Source organism: Streptomyces sp. NPDC044984, assembly GCF_040646935.1.
Classification (GTDB): Bacteria; Actinomycetota; Actinomycetes; order Streptomycetales; family Streptomycetaceae; genus Streptomyces.
This window is the reverse complement of record NZ_JBEZBE010000059.1, coordinates 1-15,569: the sequence shown is the minus strand read 5'-3', so window position 1 is coordinate 15,569 and position 15,569 is coordinate 1. Positions and strand designations below refer to the sequence as shown.

Below are 15,569 nucleotides of genomic sequence, written 5' to 3'. Positions count from 1 at the left end.
CGACAGGCCCTTGCGGACCGGACCCTCTCGTCCGGCCCGCAAGGGCCTGTCGGCGTGCACGTTCGCCGTGCCGGCGGAGCCATGTCCTGTCCGGCGCCGCGGGAAGCCGCTTCCGCCCCGACGCCGACGCCCGTGCCGGTCACTCGCACGCGCGACACCGCCTCGACGCCGGGCAGGCGGAAGGACCGGGCGCCTTCCCGGTGGTTCGCCGTGCCGGGTGTTCCCGGCGGTTCGCCGTGCCGGTGGAGCCATGTCCTGTCCGGCGCCGCGGGAAGCCGCTTCCGCCCCGACGCCGACGCCCGTGCCGGTCACTTGCACGCGCGACACCGCCTCGACGCCGGGCAGGCGGAAGGACCGGGCGCCTTCCCGGTGGTTCGCCGTGCCGGGTGTTCCCGGCGGTTCGCCGTGCCGGTGGAGCCATGTCCTGTCCGGCGCCGCGGGAAGCTGCTTCCGCCCCGACGCCGACGCCCGTGCCGGTCACTTGCACGCGCGACACCGCCCCGACGCCGGGCAGGCGGAAGGACCGGGCGCCTTCCCGGCAGTCCACCGCGCCGCGTGTTCCGGGCGGTTCACCGTGCCGGGTGTTCCCGGCGGTTCGCCGTGCCGGGTGTTCCCGGATACCGTCCGCGCGCACGCACACCCCGGCCGGCCCGCGCCGGCCGGCGGCCCCGGAGGAGTCCGGCCGGGCGCAGAGCGCCCCCGGCGGGTGCCGCCCGGACCGGGCGGCACCCACCGGGGGCGGAAGAGGGAGACTCTGCGCTGTCCGGGGCAGCCCGTGCCCTCCCGGCCCTACAGCGCCGCGGCCGGCACGGCCAGGTCCTCGTGGGTCTCCCCGGCCGGACGCAGGCTGTCACAGACGTGTTCGGCGAGGGCCGCCACGGTCGGCTTCGCCCACAGGATCGTGGGCGGAAGCTCGAAGCCGTACCTGTGCTGCAGGCGCACGCGCAGAGCGACCGTCATCACGGAGTCGACCCCGAGCTCGACGAGGGGACGCTTGATCTCCACCTCCGAGGGGTCGAAGTGGAGCACTCCGGCCACCTGGTCGCGCACATCGGCGGTGACCGCCTCACGTGCCTCCTGCTCCGAGAGGCCTTCGAGGGCGGCGGTGAAGAGCTGCTCGCCCGTGGTGGCGTCCGTCTCGCCGGAGACGGGCAGGTCCCGGAAGACCGGCAGGCACGGTGCGTGCGCGGGGGTCGGCACCACCCGGAGCACGGCCTGGTAGTCGGAGCGGAACCTGTCTCCGAAGGACCACGCCCGCAGCGCCTCGGACGCCGAGACGGCCTCCAGGCCGCGCGAGTTGGCCTCGAACATCGTGGTGTCGATGTCCGACGACATGCCCAGCCCCCGCCAGGCCGTCCAGCCCAGGCTGACGGTCTCGGTGTGCCCTTTTTTGTTGCGGTGGCCCGCGAGTGCGTCCAGGAAGGAGTTGGCCGCGGCGTAACTGGCCTGGCCGGAGAGGCGGGCGAACTGGCCGCAGGAGGAGAACATCACGAAGAAGTCGAGGTCACCGGGCGGGAAGAGCCGGTGCAGCACCATGGCCCCGCGGACCTTGGGGGCCATCACCTCTCGCAGCCCCTCCAGGTCGACCTTGTCCACCAGGGCGTTCTTCACGACGCCGGCGGCGTGCACGACCCCCCGCACCGGCGGCAGACCGAGCGCGCCCGCAGCCAGCGCCGCCGACACCTGGTCGCCGTCCGTGATGTCGAGCGCGAGCACCCGGACCGTCACACCGAGTGCCTCCAGCGCCAGCACGCCGTCGATCCGGCGCCTGGTCTCGGCGTCGGTGACGGCGGGCCACTGGGCACGGTCGGGCAGACCACGGCGGCTGACGAGCAGGAGCCGGCGGGCGCCCCGGTCCACCAGCCACCTGGCGACCTCCAGTCCCAGCGCGCCCAGCCCGCCGGTGATCAGGACCGTGCCCGAGGGCGAACACTGCAGCGGCGTGCCGTCCGCACTGCGGTCGATGCGGCTCAGCCGGGCGACCTCGGTTTTCTGCCCGGTCAGCGAGATGACGTCCTCCGTGCCGGCGGCACCCTCCAGCAGGGCGACCAGCCGTGCGCCGATGCCGTCGGCCGGGGTGTTGATGTCGACGGCCCCACCCCACAGTTCGGGGTGGTCGCCCGCGATGATGCGGGCCAGGCCCCACAGCGGGCCGTGTGCCACCGACCGCTCGTCACGGGCCCCGCGGACGTCATCGGTGAGGCACCACACCCGCTGTGCCGCTGCGCCCCCGGTGAGGTGGGCCCGGATCTCGGCGACACGTTGCACGGTCTGGACGAGCAGCCACGACACCCGCTCCGCCTCCTCCTCCGGCGATGTGCCCGTGCCGGGCCGGGCGGGCGCCACGACCACCGCGCCCGGCCGGGCGAACAGGCCTGGCTGCAGCCCCGTGCGCGGTGAGCCGCCCACCTGTATGCAGGTCATGCCGACCGACTCGAGTTGTTCGGCGAGGGGGACGGTGGCCTCGGGATCCCCGACGAGGACCACCTGCTCCACGGGGCCGCCCCCGGCCTTCTCGTGGTCCTCCGGATCCCAGGGACGCCACACGATCTCGTGCACCAGTTCGCTGGGCAGGACCGCGGCGCCGAGATGTTCCACGGCCGCGAACCGGAGCCCGGTGACCTCGCAGACGACATCCCCCCGCTCGTCGGCGACCCGCACGTCGACCGTGTCGTGCGGTGACCGGGGCGAGCGCGTGCTGTGCACGGTGAGCCGGGCGGGGGGTTGCCCCGACCACGTCACCTGATCGATGGACCGGGACATCCAGAGCACGGTGGCGTCCCCCGGGGAGACCACCATGGCGCTGATGGTCAGCGCGCCGTCGATGACGTGCGCCCAGCTGGTCGCCCGCTGCGCGGGCGGGGGCTCGATCTGCAGCACGGCGAGCTGCTCGTGGTCGTCGTGGCGCAGTTCCTCCAGGTCCCAGGGGAAGGCGTAGCCCTCGACCCCCATGCGCTCGAACATCTCGTCGGCCCTGGTGAGCGACCCCTCCGGGAGCCGGGAGCGGATGGCCTCGGTGTCCAGCCGTCCACCCGCCGGCCGGACCCCCGGCGCGACGGCGGCCGTGGTGTGCGTGATCCACTCGTCCCCGCCGCCGCCGTCGCCGTCGTCGGCGGCGATGCGGGTGGCGAGCGAGAGCGACCTGCCTTCGCGCACGACCTGGACCACGCGGGGCGGTTGCACCGCCAGGGGCGTACGCAGCACGATGTCCGTCAGAGCCGACGGACCGTCCTCCTGCGCGGCGGCGGCGAAGGTGTTGATGATGGACGCCGCCGGGGTGACCTCGACGCCGACGAGCCCGTGGCTCTGCGGGTAGGGGCGGCTGTCCATGTCGAGACGGGTCTGCCACACCTGCCTGGCCGGTGAGCCGCTGACGGTCATCCGGCCGCCGAGCAGGCTGTGGCTTTTGGGGTCGTGCCCACGCCCCAGGCCCGCGTCGGCGGTGGCCTCGGGGAAGATCCAGTAGGCCCGGTGCTGCCACACGGCCGCCGGCAGCCCCACAAGCCCGCCGTCAGTGTGGTGGCTCGCCCAGTCGACGGCCACGCCGTGGCAGTGCAGTTCGGCGAGGTTGTGCAGCAGCGACTCCACCTCGTCGGTGTTGCGCCGAAGCGTCCCGGCCACGGCGGCGTCCTCGATGCCGAGGTCCACAAGCGTCTCGCTGACCGAATGGGCCACCACCGGGTGGCTGGACACCTCCAGGAACAGCCGGTGGCCGTCCTCGGCCGCCGCACGCACGGCCTCGGTGAAGCGGACCGGGCTGCGCAGGTTCGCCGCCCAGTAGCCGCTGTCGCGCGCAGCCCGCGACCGCGGGTCGCCGAGGGCGGTGGTGTACAGGGGGACGGACGGCGGCCGGGGGGTGAGCCGGCGCGCGGCCGACTCGACGTCGCCGATCACCTCGTCCACGTGGACGCTGTGGAAAGCGATGTCGGAGTCGACGGTCCGCGTCCACACGTCCGGCCCCCGCCACTCCTGCGCGACGCGCAGGACCGCCGAACGGTCCCCGGACAAGACCGTGGAGCGCGGACCCGCCGAGATGGCGGCTGCCACGTCCCGCCGGCCCTCTAGGCGCAGGGCCGCCTCCTCGAACGGAAGCCCGACCATGACCATGGCGCCCCGCCCGTCGAGCCGCTGGAGTGCCGCCGCACGGCGGCACGCGAAGCGGGCGGCCTCCTCACGGTCGAGGCAACCGGCCGTCACGGCGGCCGCGATCTCACCGACGGAATGCCCGATGACCGCGCCCGGCCGCATCCCCTTGCTGCGCCACACGTCGGCCAGGCCCATCTGGACGGCGAAGGTCAGTGCCTGGACGTGGGCGGCGCTCCACGGCCCGCCCTCGGTGAGCGCTTCCCGCGGGGTCCAGCCGAGCTCGTCGCGGAACACCGTTGCCAGCGCGTCGAGGGCCGTGGCGAAGACCGGCTCGCTCGCCAGCAGCCGACGGCCCATTCCGGACCACTGGGCGCCGTGCCCGGAGAAGACCCAGACGGCGTCGTCGGCGCGCCCGGCACCGGTGCGCGCCGACGCGGTGCCGGGGCCGCCACGGCCCTCGGCGACCTCGCGCAGTCGGCCGACGAGCTGCTCGGCGGAGTCCGCGACGACCGCGGCACGCTGGGCGAGGTGCGAGCGCCGCCGCGCCAGGGTGTGTCCGACCGACGGCAGCGGGGTGTGGGGACGAGAGGCCACCCAGTCGGCGACCCCGTCCGCCAACGCGCGCAGTCCCGCCTCGGAGGCGGCCGAGAGGGGGAAGAGCGCGGGCGTCTGCACGCCGGCGGAGGCGCCGCGGGACGAGGGCGCCGCCGGCACCGGGGCCTCCTCCAGGATCACGTGGGAGATCGTGCCCCCGACGCCGTAGCTGGAGACGCCCGCGCGCCGGGGCCGTGCGCAGCGGGGCCAGTCCTGCACCCGCCCGACCAGGCGCAGCCCCCAGGAGTCCCAGTCGATGTCGGTGCGGGGCCGGTCGTGGAGGGTGGGGGGGATCAGCTCGTTTCGCAGCGCGAGGACCGTCTTGATCACGCCGGTGATGCCCGAGCCTGCCTCGACGTGACCGACGTTGGGCTTCACCGATCCGACCAGGCAGGGAGCCTGTGGCGGCCGGCCTTCTCCGAACACCCTGGCCAAAGCGGTGATCTCCGCACGGTCACCGGTGGGTGTCCCCGTGCCGTGCGCCTCGACGTAGTCCACGGTGGCCGGGTCCACTCCCGCCCGGCGGTAGGCCTGCCGGAGCATGTGCTCCTGGGCGTCCCTGTCCGGCGCCATCATGCCGTCGGAACGGCCGTCCTGGAAGACACCGCTGCCGCGGACGACCGCGAGGACGGGATCGTTGTCGCGCCGTGCGTCGGAGAGCCGCTTGAGAACGACGACCCCCGCCCCCTCACCGCGGCCGTACCCGTCGGCGTCCTCGTCGAAGGCCTTGCTGCGGCCGTCCGGGGACATGGCTCCGGCGTCGTCGAGGGCCACGTTGAGGGAGGGGGTGGACATGATGTTGAGGCCGCCGACGATCGCCAGGGGCGTTTCCCCGCTCAGCAGGCTCTGGCGGGCCAGGTGGAGGGCCGTCAGCGAACCGGCGCAGGCCGTGTCGACCGCCATGCTCGGTCCGTGGAGGTCCAGGAAGTAGGAGACGCGGTTGGCGATGCCGTACAGCGTCGTGCCGTTCACGGCATAGGCGCCGGTACGCGGGATGTCCTCCAGGAGCCGCCTGCCGTAGTCGTTGGAGTTCGCGGCGGCGTACACGCCGGTGTCGCTACCGCGCAGCGACAGCGGGGGGATACCGGCGTCGGCCAGCGCCTCCCAGGTGAGCTCGAGCATGAAGCGCTGCTGGGGATCGAGGAAGTCGGCTTCCCTGGGCGAGATGCCGAAGAAGTCGGCATCGAAGCCCTCGATGTCCTCGAGGAACGCACCGCGGCGAACGGTGTCCCGCATGGCCGCGGTCGCCTGCGGGCTGCCCGATGCGTAGGGCTCCCACCGCTTGTCCGGCATGTCGCCGACCGTGCTCCTGCCGTGGACGAGGAAGTCCCAGAACTTGTCCGGCGAGTCGAGATCCGGGGCGTACCTGCAACTCATACCGATAATGGCGATTGCTTCGTCGGGTGCTGCGTACTGCGTCAAGTCCTCGCTCCTGTTCAGTTCACCGAACGGACACGACACGAATCGGGGCCGACGATCGCCTCGTCCGGCAGCCGTGTCTGCGGAGGCGTTCCGCCCCGCTGCCTTTGCCCGGGAAGAACCCACGCGAGGGTGAGCCGTCCCCATGAGCGACAGATTCGGCCTGCCCGTGACACCCGGACAACTCCTGACGTGCGGCGTGTGCGGGCGCCTTGATCGCACCGCGTGATCCAGCAATCGGTGAGACGACCGCGGGGCGGGGCCTCCCTAGGCTTCGGGGGCAGGAGCTCAGCGGCCGTGGCGGGTGCGCATCAGCCCCGGCGGCCGGGCCCTACGGCCCGGCGGGCGCCGGTTGCGCCCGAAGCCGCCGGGAGGTCGTCATCAGCCGTGCCCGGCACCCCGGGCGGCGGAACAGCCCACGGAGCAGTCATGCATGAGACAGCAGTAAGGCCGACCCGCGCGGGATTCGTCCCCTGGCCCCCGGACGTGGCAGCCCGTTATGCGGCCGACGGCCACTGGGAAGGACGCCCGCTCACAGCGCACCTGGTGGAGACCGCGCGGAAGGCACCGCAAGCCGTTTGCCTCGTCGACGGCCCGCTCCGCATGAGCTACCGCGAGCTGATGGCGCGCGCGGACGGGGCCGCCGTCCGCATGAGAGAGCTCGGTCTTCGCGCGGACGACCGGGTGGTGGTGCAGCTGCCCAACTGCTGGGAGCACGTGGTCGTGACCCTCGCGTGCCTGCGGCTCGGCGCCCTGCCGGTCTGGGCGCTGCCGCAGTACCGGTCTCGCGAACTGTCGGGCGTGGTGGCCCACGCCCAGGCCAGGGCCGTCGTCGTGCCGGACGTGTACAAGGGGTTCGACCACCAGGCGATGGCACACGAGGTGGCAGGGGCGCAGCCGGCTGTCGGGCACGTCCTCGTGGCGGGGGCCGACGTCCGGCCGGACAGCGTCGATCTGCGTGCGCTGTGCGAGCCCCTGGAGGCGGACGAGGCCGCACGGGTCGCGGCCGAGCTGGATCTGTCCGCGCCGCGTGGTGACGAGGTCGCGATGCTCAAGCTGTCCGGCGGCACGACCGGGCTGCCCAAACTCGTGGCGCGCACGCACAACGACCTCGCCTGCATGATCAAGCGCGCCGCCGAGCTGTGCGGCTTCGGGCGCGAGACCGTGTACCTGGCCGTCCTGCCGCTCGGCCACGGCTTCCCCAACACCGGCCCCGGGGTCCTCGGCACGCTCCTGGCCGGGGGACGGGTGGTGATCTCCCGATCGCCGGCGCCCGAGGCCGCGTTCGAGGCGATCGAGCGGGAACGGGTCACCGCCACGTCCGTGGTTCCGGCCGTCGTCATGCGCTGGCTCCGGTACCGGGAGGAGAACCCGGGCCCCGACCTGGGGTCGCTGGAGCTCCTCCAGGTCGGGGCCTCACGGCTCGAGCCGGAGGCGGCCCGGCAGGTGGGACCGAAACTGGGCTGCAGGCTGCAGCAGGTCTTCGGGATGGCGGAGGGCCTGCTGTGCCTCACCCGCCTGGACGATCCCGACGACGTGGTCCACCACACCCAGGGACGGCCGATCTGCCCCGGCGACGAGATCCGGGTGGTGGACCCGGAGGGCAGGACGGTGGGCGTGGGGGAACCCGGGGCACTGCTCACCCGGGGCCCGTACACACCGCGCGGCTACTACGACTCGCCCTCCGCGGACGCGCGGGCGTTCACCCCCGACGGCTGGTACCGGACCGGTGACCTGGTACGCCGTACGCCGGACGGCAACCTGGTCGTGGTCGGCAGGGAGAAGGACCTCATCAACAGGGGCGGAGAGAAGATCAACGCCGAGGAGGTGGAGAGCTTCGCGGTGCAGGCCGACGGCGTTCTGCAGGCGGCCGCCGTAGGCCTGCCGGACAGCGAACTGGGCGAACTGGTCTGCCTGTTCGTCGTGCAGGCCGACGGCGCGCAGGTGGAGCTGGCGGACATCCGGAGGGTGATGGAGAGGGCCGAGACGGCGTCGTTCAAGCTCCCGGAGCGTCTGATCACGGTCCCCTCCCTGCCCACCACACCGATGGGCAAGATCGACAAGAAGGCGCTGCGCGCTGCCGCCGGCCGGATGTCCACCACCTGACCGGCCGCGCGAAGGGCTCCCCGCCGGCCACACCGGCGGGGAGCCCTTCGCGGCTCGCGGACCCTATCCGCAGCGGTACAGCGCCGCGTCGCTGAACCCCGGTACCGGCAGCCGGGCCTGTTCCTCGTCGAAGGGCTCGCCGCCGTAGACGCCGGGGTCGACGAGCCGGCAGTTCTCGCGCACCCAGGCCAGCCGCTTCTGCTGCACGCTGCCGCCCATTCCGGCCATGCCGCCCAGCCGCGCTTCGCCCGGATGGGCGGTGAGAACGAACTTCAGGTCCCCCCGGTCGACCCATTCGCCGAGCTGGTCGACGGTGGGTGAGTCGTCGGCGCCCAGGAATCCGCCCATGCCGACGACCGCGGCACCGGTCTCGATGATGAACGACGACGAGGCGAGTCCGCCCCCCTCGACGGCGAGCGTCACGCCGGCACCGCCCGAGTGGCGTTCGGCGTACTCGAGGATCCGCCGGTTGTCGGCGGAGAGGCGGGAGCCGCCGAAGCCCTTCCCGCTCCGGGTGCCGGCAGGGGCGGCGCCGTCCCCGCCCGGCGCCGGGACGCCCTCGGGCAGCTGCATGCCCTCAGGCATCTGCATGCCGCCGGGCGTCTGCGTGCCGCCGGGCAGCGGGAGACCGGGAGGCGTCTTCAGGCCCCGGGGTGCGCGGCCCTTGTCCGGGGGCATGCCGGCGGGCGGCGTCATGCCGTCCGGGAGTTCCCCGCGCAGCAGGGCGCTGAACGCGTTGTTCGGCGGGCCCGCCGTGGGGAAGCCGCCGTTGTCGGCGGCCACGGCCGCGGTGCCCACGGACCACACTCCGGGGGCCAGCAGCACCGCTGCCGCCCCGACGACCAGCCCGGCGTGGCCCAGGGGACGCCGTCCCGGCGACAGTCTGGCCGCCACCAGTGCGAAGACCGCGAAAGCGGCGAGCCCCAGGGCCGCCCATCTGGTCCAGCCGTGCCACGAGGTGTCCCTGGAGACCAGGACGAACGCCCAGACCGCCGTGAGCGCGACCGCGGCCGGCAGGAGCATCCACTCCCGGCCGTTCGGCCGGCCGTACTTCCGCCAGAGCAGGGCGATGCCCGCCGCGCAGACCGCGGCGACCGCCGGCGCCAGCATCGTCGTGTAGTACGTGTTGAAGATGCCCTGGGTGAAGCTGAAGACTCCGCCGACGAGCACCAGCCATCCGCCCCACAGCAGCCAGCCCGCCCGCTGCAGGGGGTCACCCGGGGTCTCGAACCACAGGCGGCGGTAGCCGGCGGCTCCCACGACGGCCAGCACCAGCAGGCTGAGCGGCAGCAGCCAGGAGATCTGGTCCCCGACCTCGGCGGAGAACATACGGGTGACCCCGGGCATTCCGCCGGAGAGGCCGACCATCGCGAGGGGCACGTTGATCCCGGAGCCGCCGGGCTGCTGGCCGGTGCCGAACAGCGCGCCGAACCCGTTGTAGCCGAAGACGAGCTGGAACGCGCTGCCGTTCGTGCTGCCGCCCATGTAGGGCTTGTCGCCCGGCCACAGATCGTGCAGCGCGGGCCACCAGAACGAGGAGACGACCAGTACGGCACCCGCGGCCAGGACGTCGCTGATCCTGCGTCTCACCGGGCTGGTGCTGCTGAGCAGGAACGCCAGGGCCAGTACCGGCACGATGATCCACGCCTGCAGCATCTTCGCCGTGAACCCGCAGCCCACGAAGAAGGCGCACAGCAGCAGCCACCTGGTGCGGCCGCGGTCCGTCCCGGCGTGGATCGAGCGGGTGAACGCGTACGCCGCCGCGACCAGCAGCAGCATCAGGAGGGAGTCGGTGTTGTTGTCGCGGTTGATGGCGACGGTGATGGGGGTCAGCGAGAGGATCAACGACGCCAGCAGCGCCACGCGTTCCCCCGCCCATGGCCGGACCGTGCGGTGCAGCAGGAACACGGTGGCCACGCCTTCGAGGGCCTGGGGGAGCAGCATCGACCAGCTGTGGTACCCGAAGAGCGCCACCGACGCCGCCTGGGGCCACAGTGCCAGAGGCGGCTTGTCGACCGAGACGGCGCCGTACGGGTCCGCGGCGCCGAACAGGAAGTTGGTCGGGCTGTGCGTCATCGACCGCACGGCGGCGGAATAGTAGGCGTTGCCGTAGTTGCTGGAGCCGATGAGCCACAGGTAGAGCAGGCCTGCGAGCCCGCAGATCCCGGCGAGCGCCCATGCCTTCGCCCGGCTCCGGCCGTCCCGGGCCAAGGGCACCGGAGCCGGAGAGGAAGCGGTCACCGACGGGGGCCCGTGTGTAACGGAAGACATGCTTCTGTTGTCCCTTTCATCTCTGCTACGCCCCTCGGCAGGTGAGGAGAGGCCGGTGGAACACCCTCACGCCCCCTTGAGCAGGCTCCCCTTGATCGAGTCGAACTCGGCGTTGGCGCGGTCGTAGTCGTCGGGGCGGCCGATGTCCAGCCAGTACCCGTCGAAGGGGTACTCCGCCGGCTGGACACCGCGGGCCAGCAGGTCCAGGACCAGGTCGTCGAAGCCGAACGGCATGTGGGACGGATAGGTTTCGAGGGTGGTGCGGCTCAGGCCGTAGACCCCCATGCTGACCCGGTAGTCGACCGTCGGCTTCTCCACGAAATGGACCACCCGGTCGCCGGCCGTGGTCAGCACGCCGAAATCGATGCGCACCTCGCGCGTGCAGGTCGCCACCGTCAGCGGCGCGCCGCCCCTTTGGTGGTGGGCCAGCACATCGGCGTAATCCAGGTCGGTGAGGATGTCGCCGTTCATGACCAGGAAGTGTTCGGGCAGCCGGTCGAGGATGCCCAGGACCGGGCCGATCGTCCCCCGGGGCGTGTCCTCCGCGGCATAGGCGATGTCCATGTTCCATCGGCTGCCGTCGCCCACGAAGGACCGGATGAGGTGGCCGAGGTGCCCGATGGCGAGCGTCACCGAGTCGAATCCCCGCTGGGAGAGCTGGCTCAGGACGATCTCCAGGATCGAGAACTCGTCACCGATCGGCACCAGGGGCTTGGGCAGCCGGCTGGTGTACGGCCGCAGCCTCGTCCCCTTGCCGCCCGCCAGGATCACTGCGTGCATGTTCCGCATCTCCCTCAGCGGTTGTAATGAGCCGGTCTGTAGCCCGCCCGGTTCACGGGATCCCGGAACCATTCGATGGTCCGCCGCAGGCCGTCCTCACGCTCCACCCGGGGGCGCCACCCGGTGCGCGCGCGCAGTCTCCCGGCGTCGCAGACCAGGCGTACGACCTCGGAGTCCTTGGGGCGCAGACGCTGCGGATCCTCGTCGATCGACGCGTCGGCGCCCATCAGCCGCATGATGTCCGCAGCGAGCCGGCCGATGGACACCTCCGTCCCCGTGCCGGCGTTGAAGACCTCCCCCACCACGGCCGACGCCGGCGCGGTGCCGACCGAGACGAAGGCCTCGGCGGTGTCGGTGACATAGGTGAAGTCACGGGTCGGCGCCAGGGAGCCGAGGGTGATGTGCCGGGCCCCGGCGGCGAGCTGGCTGACGATCGTGGGGATCACCGCGCGGGCCGACTGACGGGGACCGAACGTGTTGAACGGCCGCAGTGTCACCGCGGGCACACCGTAGCTGAGGTGGTAGGACTCGACGAGCTTGTCCGCGGCCACCTTCGTCGCCGCGTAGGGCGACTGGGCCTGCAGGGGATGGTCCTCCCGGATCGGTACCGTCCTCGCCGATCCGTACGTCTCGCTCGTCGAGGTGTGGACCAGCCTGGACGTCCCACTGGCACGCACCGCCTCGAGCACGTTCAGCGTGCCCATGACATTAGTGTCCGCGTACGAGCGCGGCGCCTGATAGGAGTACGGGATCGCGATCAGGGCCGCCAGGTGGTACACGACCGAGGCCCGCTCGACCAGCGCCAGTACCGACGCCGGGTCGCGGACGTCGCCGGGGCACACCTCCACCTGGGCCAGCACCTCGGCGTCGAGCCGGTCGAGCCACCCCCACGAGGCGAACGAGTTGTACAGGACCATGGCCCGTACCCGGTGTCCCCGCCGCACCAGCGTCTCGACCAGGTGCGACCCGATGAAGCCTTCGGCCCCGGTGACCGCTACGAGTCCGGCCATGGATCCTCCTGGAGGTGTGCGCCGAGAACCTGCCGGCCCGGCGGGGCCGGTGGTGCCGTCCACCCGCTCGGAGGCCCCCCTACGGTCACACACGGCAGCGCGCTTTTGCTTCTTCCAATGTGCGGGCCTGCCCGCGGACGCTCATCGGCCCGGTCGCGCGGAGGCAGCCGCACGCCTGGCCACGAAAGTCCAACGCGCCTGGTTGTTGCCGACGTTGGGCCACACCCGGTGGCCCGAGAGGCCGGCCTGCCGTGCTCGGGCCGTCATCTCGGCCTCGCCGAGCCGGGTGAGGCCGAGCCGCCGCCGGCGACGCGCGTAAGGGGAGAACGCCAACCGCACGAGTGCCGGCACCGCCTCCCCGAGGAAACCCTCGCGCAGGGCGAAACGCAAAAGCTCGGCCGTGTCCGACACCAGCCCCGCTCCCGGGGGCACGAGGTCCCCGACGACGAGGAGCCCGCCGGCGCCCAGAAGCCGGTGTGCCTCCCGCAGGAGGGCGTCCAGTTCGTCCACGTCGAGATACTGCGCCACCGAGTGCACGACCATCAGGTCGACCGACCCGGCGGCCAGGTCCGTGAGCTGACCCGGCGAGATGACACGGATCCCCGGCTCGTTCGCGAACCGGTCCGTGATCCGGGCCCGGATCGTCTCCGCCGCCTCGCAGAGGACCACTTCCTCACAGGCCGCGGCGATGCGCGTGGCGCACAAGGCGTCCCCGGGACCGTAGTCGAGCACGCGTCCGCTTCCTTCCGGAAGCAGACGGACGATGTCGCGGGCCACCGCCCGGAAGTGCCGGTCCCGGTGCCGGTCGCCGATGTAGACGTCCTGCCTGCTGTTCCATTCCTCGAGCCAGGCCGACATGGCGGCTCCTTTCCGGTGGACCGCCCGTCACGGCCCCACCGCGTGCGCAGGCGGGCCGTGCTGCGGCACAGTCTGGCCGACCACCGGGGCGAAGCCGTCTTCCTGGTTGCGGTGGAGCGGAACCGGCGCAAGGGGGAGGATGCCGCCGACGGCCCGTCAGGCCGACGCTGGGACCCTCCACCGCCCGATGCGCGCTCGCCGCGCGGCCATTGAGAGGCAGCGTCCATGACCGCGACCGCCGAAGAGTCCGCCGAACTGACTCGCGTGTCCCTGACCGAGATCGTGATTCCGGTGCGCAACGAGGAGAAGGCGCTCGCACGGAACGTGCACCGGCTGCGCGACTACCTCGTCCGGAACTTCCCCTACCCCTTCGTGATCACCGTCGCGGAGAGCGGCAGCGCCGACAGGACGCCCGAGATCGGTGAGGCCCTGGCCCGTCAGCTCCCCGAGGTGCGGTTCGTGAGTCTCGACGCAAGGGGCCGGGGCCTGGCTCTCAGACACGTGTGGGGCACGAGCCGGGCCGACGTGGTCAGCTACATGGACGCCGACCTCTCCATCGACCTGGACGGATTCCTCCCGCTCATCGCTCCGCTCGCATCGGGCCACAGCGACTTCGCCATCGGCACGCGGCACGCGCGCGGGGCGAGCGTGCAGCGGTCCCTGCTGCGCGCCACGCTCTCCCGCACGTACAACCTGATCCTGCGCGTGGTCCTCGGGGTGCGCTTCTCCGACGCCCAGTGCGGTTTCAAGGCCGGCCGGCGGGAGGTCGTGCAGGCCATACTCCCCACCGTGCACGACGACAAGTGGTTCTTCGACACCGAACTGCTCTGTGCGGTGCAGCGCCAGGGGCTGCGCATCCACGAGGTCCCGGTCGACTGCCTCGACGACCCCGACACCACGGTCGACATCGGCCGTACCGTCGTGGACATGCTGCGGGGGGTCGCCCGCGTGGCGGGCCGCCGGCTGAGGGGCGCCCTCGGGGCGCCGCTGCCCTCACACCTGCGGCGCCCCGGTGTGCCCGCCGCCCCGGCACGCAGGTTCCTGCGCTTCGCCGTGGTCGGAGCGGCGAGCGGACTCCTGCACGTCGTGTTCTACCTGCTGTTCACCACCGTGATGCCGGCGCTGGCGGCGAACACGCTCGGTCTGTTCCTCGCCACGGTCCTCAACACCGCGGCGAACCGCCGGATCACCTTCGGAGTACGCGGACGCCGGGACGCCCTGCGTCATCAGGCCAGGGGATTCGCCGCCTTCCTGCTCGCTCTCGCCTGCACCAGCACGACGCTGCTCGCGGCCGGTCCGGGGAGCGGCAGGGCCGTCGAACTGACGGTCCTGCTCGCCGGCGACGTTCTCGCCTCCGTGGTGAGGTTCGCCCTCCTGCGGCACTGGGTGTTCGGCTCCTCCCGGAGCCGGGACGGCAAGGAGACGGACCGGTGACGGGACGGCTGCTCATCGTCAACGCCGACGACTACGGTCTCAGCGAGGGGATCTCCCGGGGCATCCTGAGGGCGCACGACGAGGGAGTGGTGACGAGCGTCTCGGTGCTCGCCGTCGGTCCGGCGGTGGCACGGTCGGCCGCCTGGCTGCGGGAGCGGCCGGCCCTCGGGGCCGGTGCCCACCTGGCGGTGGTGGGGGAGGACCCCCCGCTGCTGAGCGCACGTGAGATCCCCACCCTGGTCGACCGGCGGGGCTCCTTCCGCCCGGGCTGGCGGGCGTTCATGACCGCCGCGGTCACCGGGCGCGTCGACATGGCGGACGTGCGCCGGGAGTTCCAGGCGCAACTCGGCCGCCTCACCGACGACCTCGGCCTGACGCTGAGCCATGTCGACACCCACCAGCACCTCCACCTCTACCCGCCGGTCGCGCGGATCGTGACGCAACTGGCTGCGGACCGGGGAATCGGTGCCGTGCGCGTGCCGACGAGCGCCGCCCTCGGACCGCGGGGACTCGTGATCCGCCACTGGAGCCGCGCTCTGGCGGCCCGGCTGAACGTCGCGCAGCTGGCGTTCCCCCAGACGTACGGGGGACTCGATGAGGCGGGTGCCCTGACGCTCCCGCGCCTCGAAGCCCTGGTCGACCGTCTGGCCCGCGGCCGGGCCGACGTCATCGAGGTCAACTGCCACCCCGGTGAACCCACAGCGGGCGACCGGGCCCGCTACGCGTGGGGTTACCGGTGGGAGGAGGAACTCGCGGGCCTCACCTCCCCGTTCCTGCGCGAGACGCTGCAGCGGCTGGACCTGCGCCTGGGCAGGTTCAGCGATCTTCCCCCCCACGGCACGCGCGCGCCGTGGGCGGGAAGCGGCGAGCCGCCCCGCCGCACCGGGTGACGAAAGACGGACCGCACCACGGCGGCAGCCGTGATCCGCACGGCCGCCGTCCCGGACCGCAAGGGCCGCAAGCAGACCTGGACCGGTGCCGTCCTCCTCGGCCTCGGCGTCGTCCTACTGG

Annotated in this window: 8 protein-coding genes; 3 read left to right on the top strand and 5 right to left on the bottom strand. The window is 72.7% G+C overall.

All coding sequences use genetic code 11. From position 1 onward, the window contains the following. Positions 1-789 precede the first annotated feature (789 nt). Positions 790-6,246 (bottom strand): beta-ketoacyl synthase N-terminal-like domain-containing protein, encoded by a 5,457-nt coding sequence (locus tag AB0A94_RS36380; RefSeq protein WP_361751012.1) that lies wholly within the window; start codon positions 6,244-6,246, stop codon positions 790-792. 282 nt (positions 6,247-6,528) lie between these two features. Between AB0A94_RS36380 and AB0A94_RS36375 the strand changes: the two genes are divergently transcribed. Next, a complete protein-coding gene (locus AB0A94_RS36375) occupies positions 6,529-8,205 on the top strand; it encodes a (2,3-dihydroxybenzoyl)adenylate synthase (RefSeq protein ID WP_361751010.1) in 1,677 nt (558 codons plus the stop codon). A gap of 63 nt (positions 8,206-8,268) precedes the next feature. Here AB0A94_RS36375 and AB0A94_RS36370 read toward each other — a convergent pair whose 3' ends face one another. The 4 genes from AB0A94_RS36370 to AB0A94_RS36355 form a co-directional block, all read right to left on the bottom strand. Next, positions 8,269-10,446, bottom strand: coding sequence for a glycosyltransferase family 39 protein (locus AB0A94_RS36370; protein ID WP_361751008.1), 2,178 nt, complete (start codon positions 10,444-10,446; stop codon positions 8,269-8,271). Positions 10,447-10,542: 96 nt separating this feature from the next. After that, entirely contained in the window at positions 10,543-11,256 is a 714-nt protein-coding gene (locus tag AB0A94_RS36365) for a sugar phosphate nucleotidyltransferase (protein WP_361751006.1), read from the bottom strand. A gap of 14 nt (positions 11,257-11,270) precedes the next feature. Continuing rightward, on the bottom strand, positions 11,271-12,266 hold the full coding sequence (locus AB0A94_RS36360) for an SDR family NAD(P)-dependent oxidoreductase (protein ID WP_361751004.1): 996 nt from the start codon (positions 12,264-12,266) through the stop codon (positions 11,271-11,273). A gap of 141 nt (positions 12,267-12,407) precedes the next feature. Further along, positions 12,408-13,124: a methyltransferase domain-containing protein gene (locus tag AB0A94_RS36355; protein WP_361751002.1), complete on the bottom strand. Its 717-nt coding sequence runs from the start codon at positions 13,122-13,124 to the stop codon at positions 12,408-12,410. Positions 13,125-13,349: 225 nt separating this feature from the next. Here AB0A94_RS36355 and AB0A94_RS36350 point away from each other — a divergent pair, with 225 nt between their 5' ends. Continuing rightward, positions 13,350-14,558, top strand: coding sequence for a glycosyltransferase (locus AB0A94_RS36350; RefSeq protein ID WP_361751000.1), 1,209 nt, complete (start codon positions 13,350-13,352; stop codon positions 14,556-14,558). After that, positions 14,555-15,448, top strand: coding sequence for a ChbG/HpnK family deacetylase (locus AB0A94_RS36345; RefSeq protein WP_361750998.1), 894 nt, complete (start codon positions 14,555-14,557; stop codon positions 15,446-15,448). Before AB0A94_RS36350 ends, AB0A94_RS36345 begins: the two co-directional genes overlap by 4 nt. Positions 15,449-15,569: the final 121 nt, after the last annotated feature.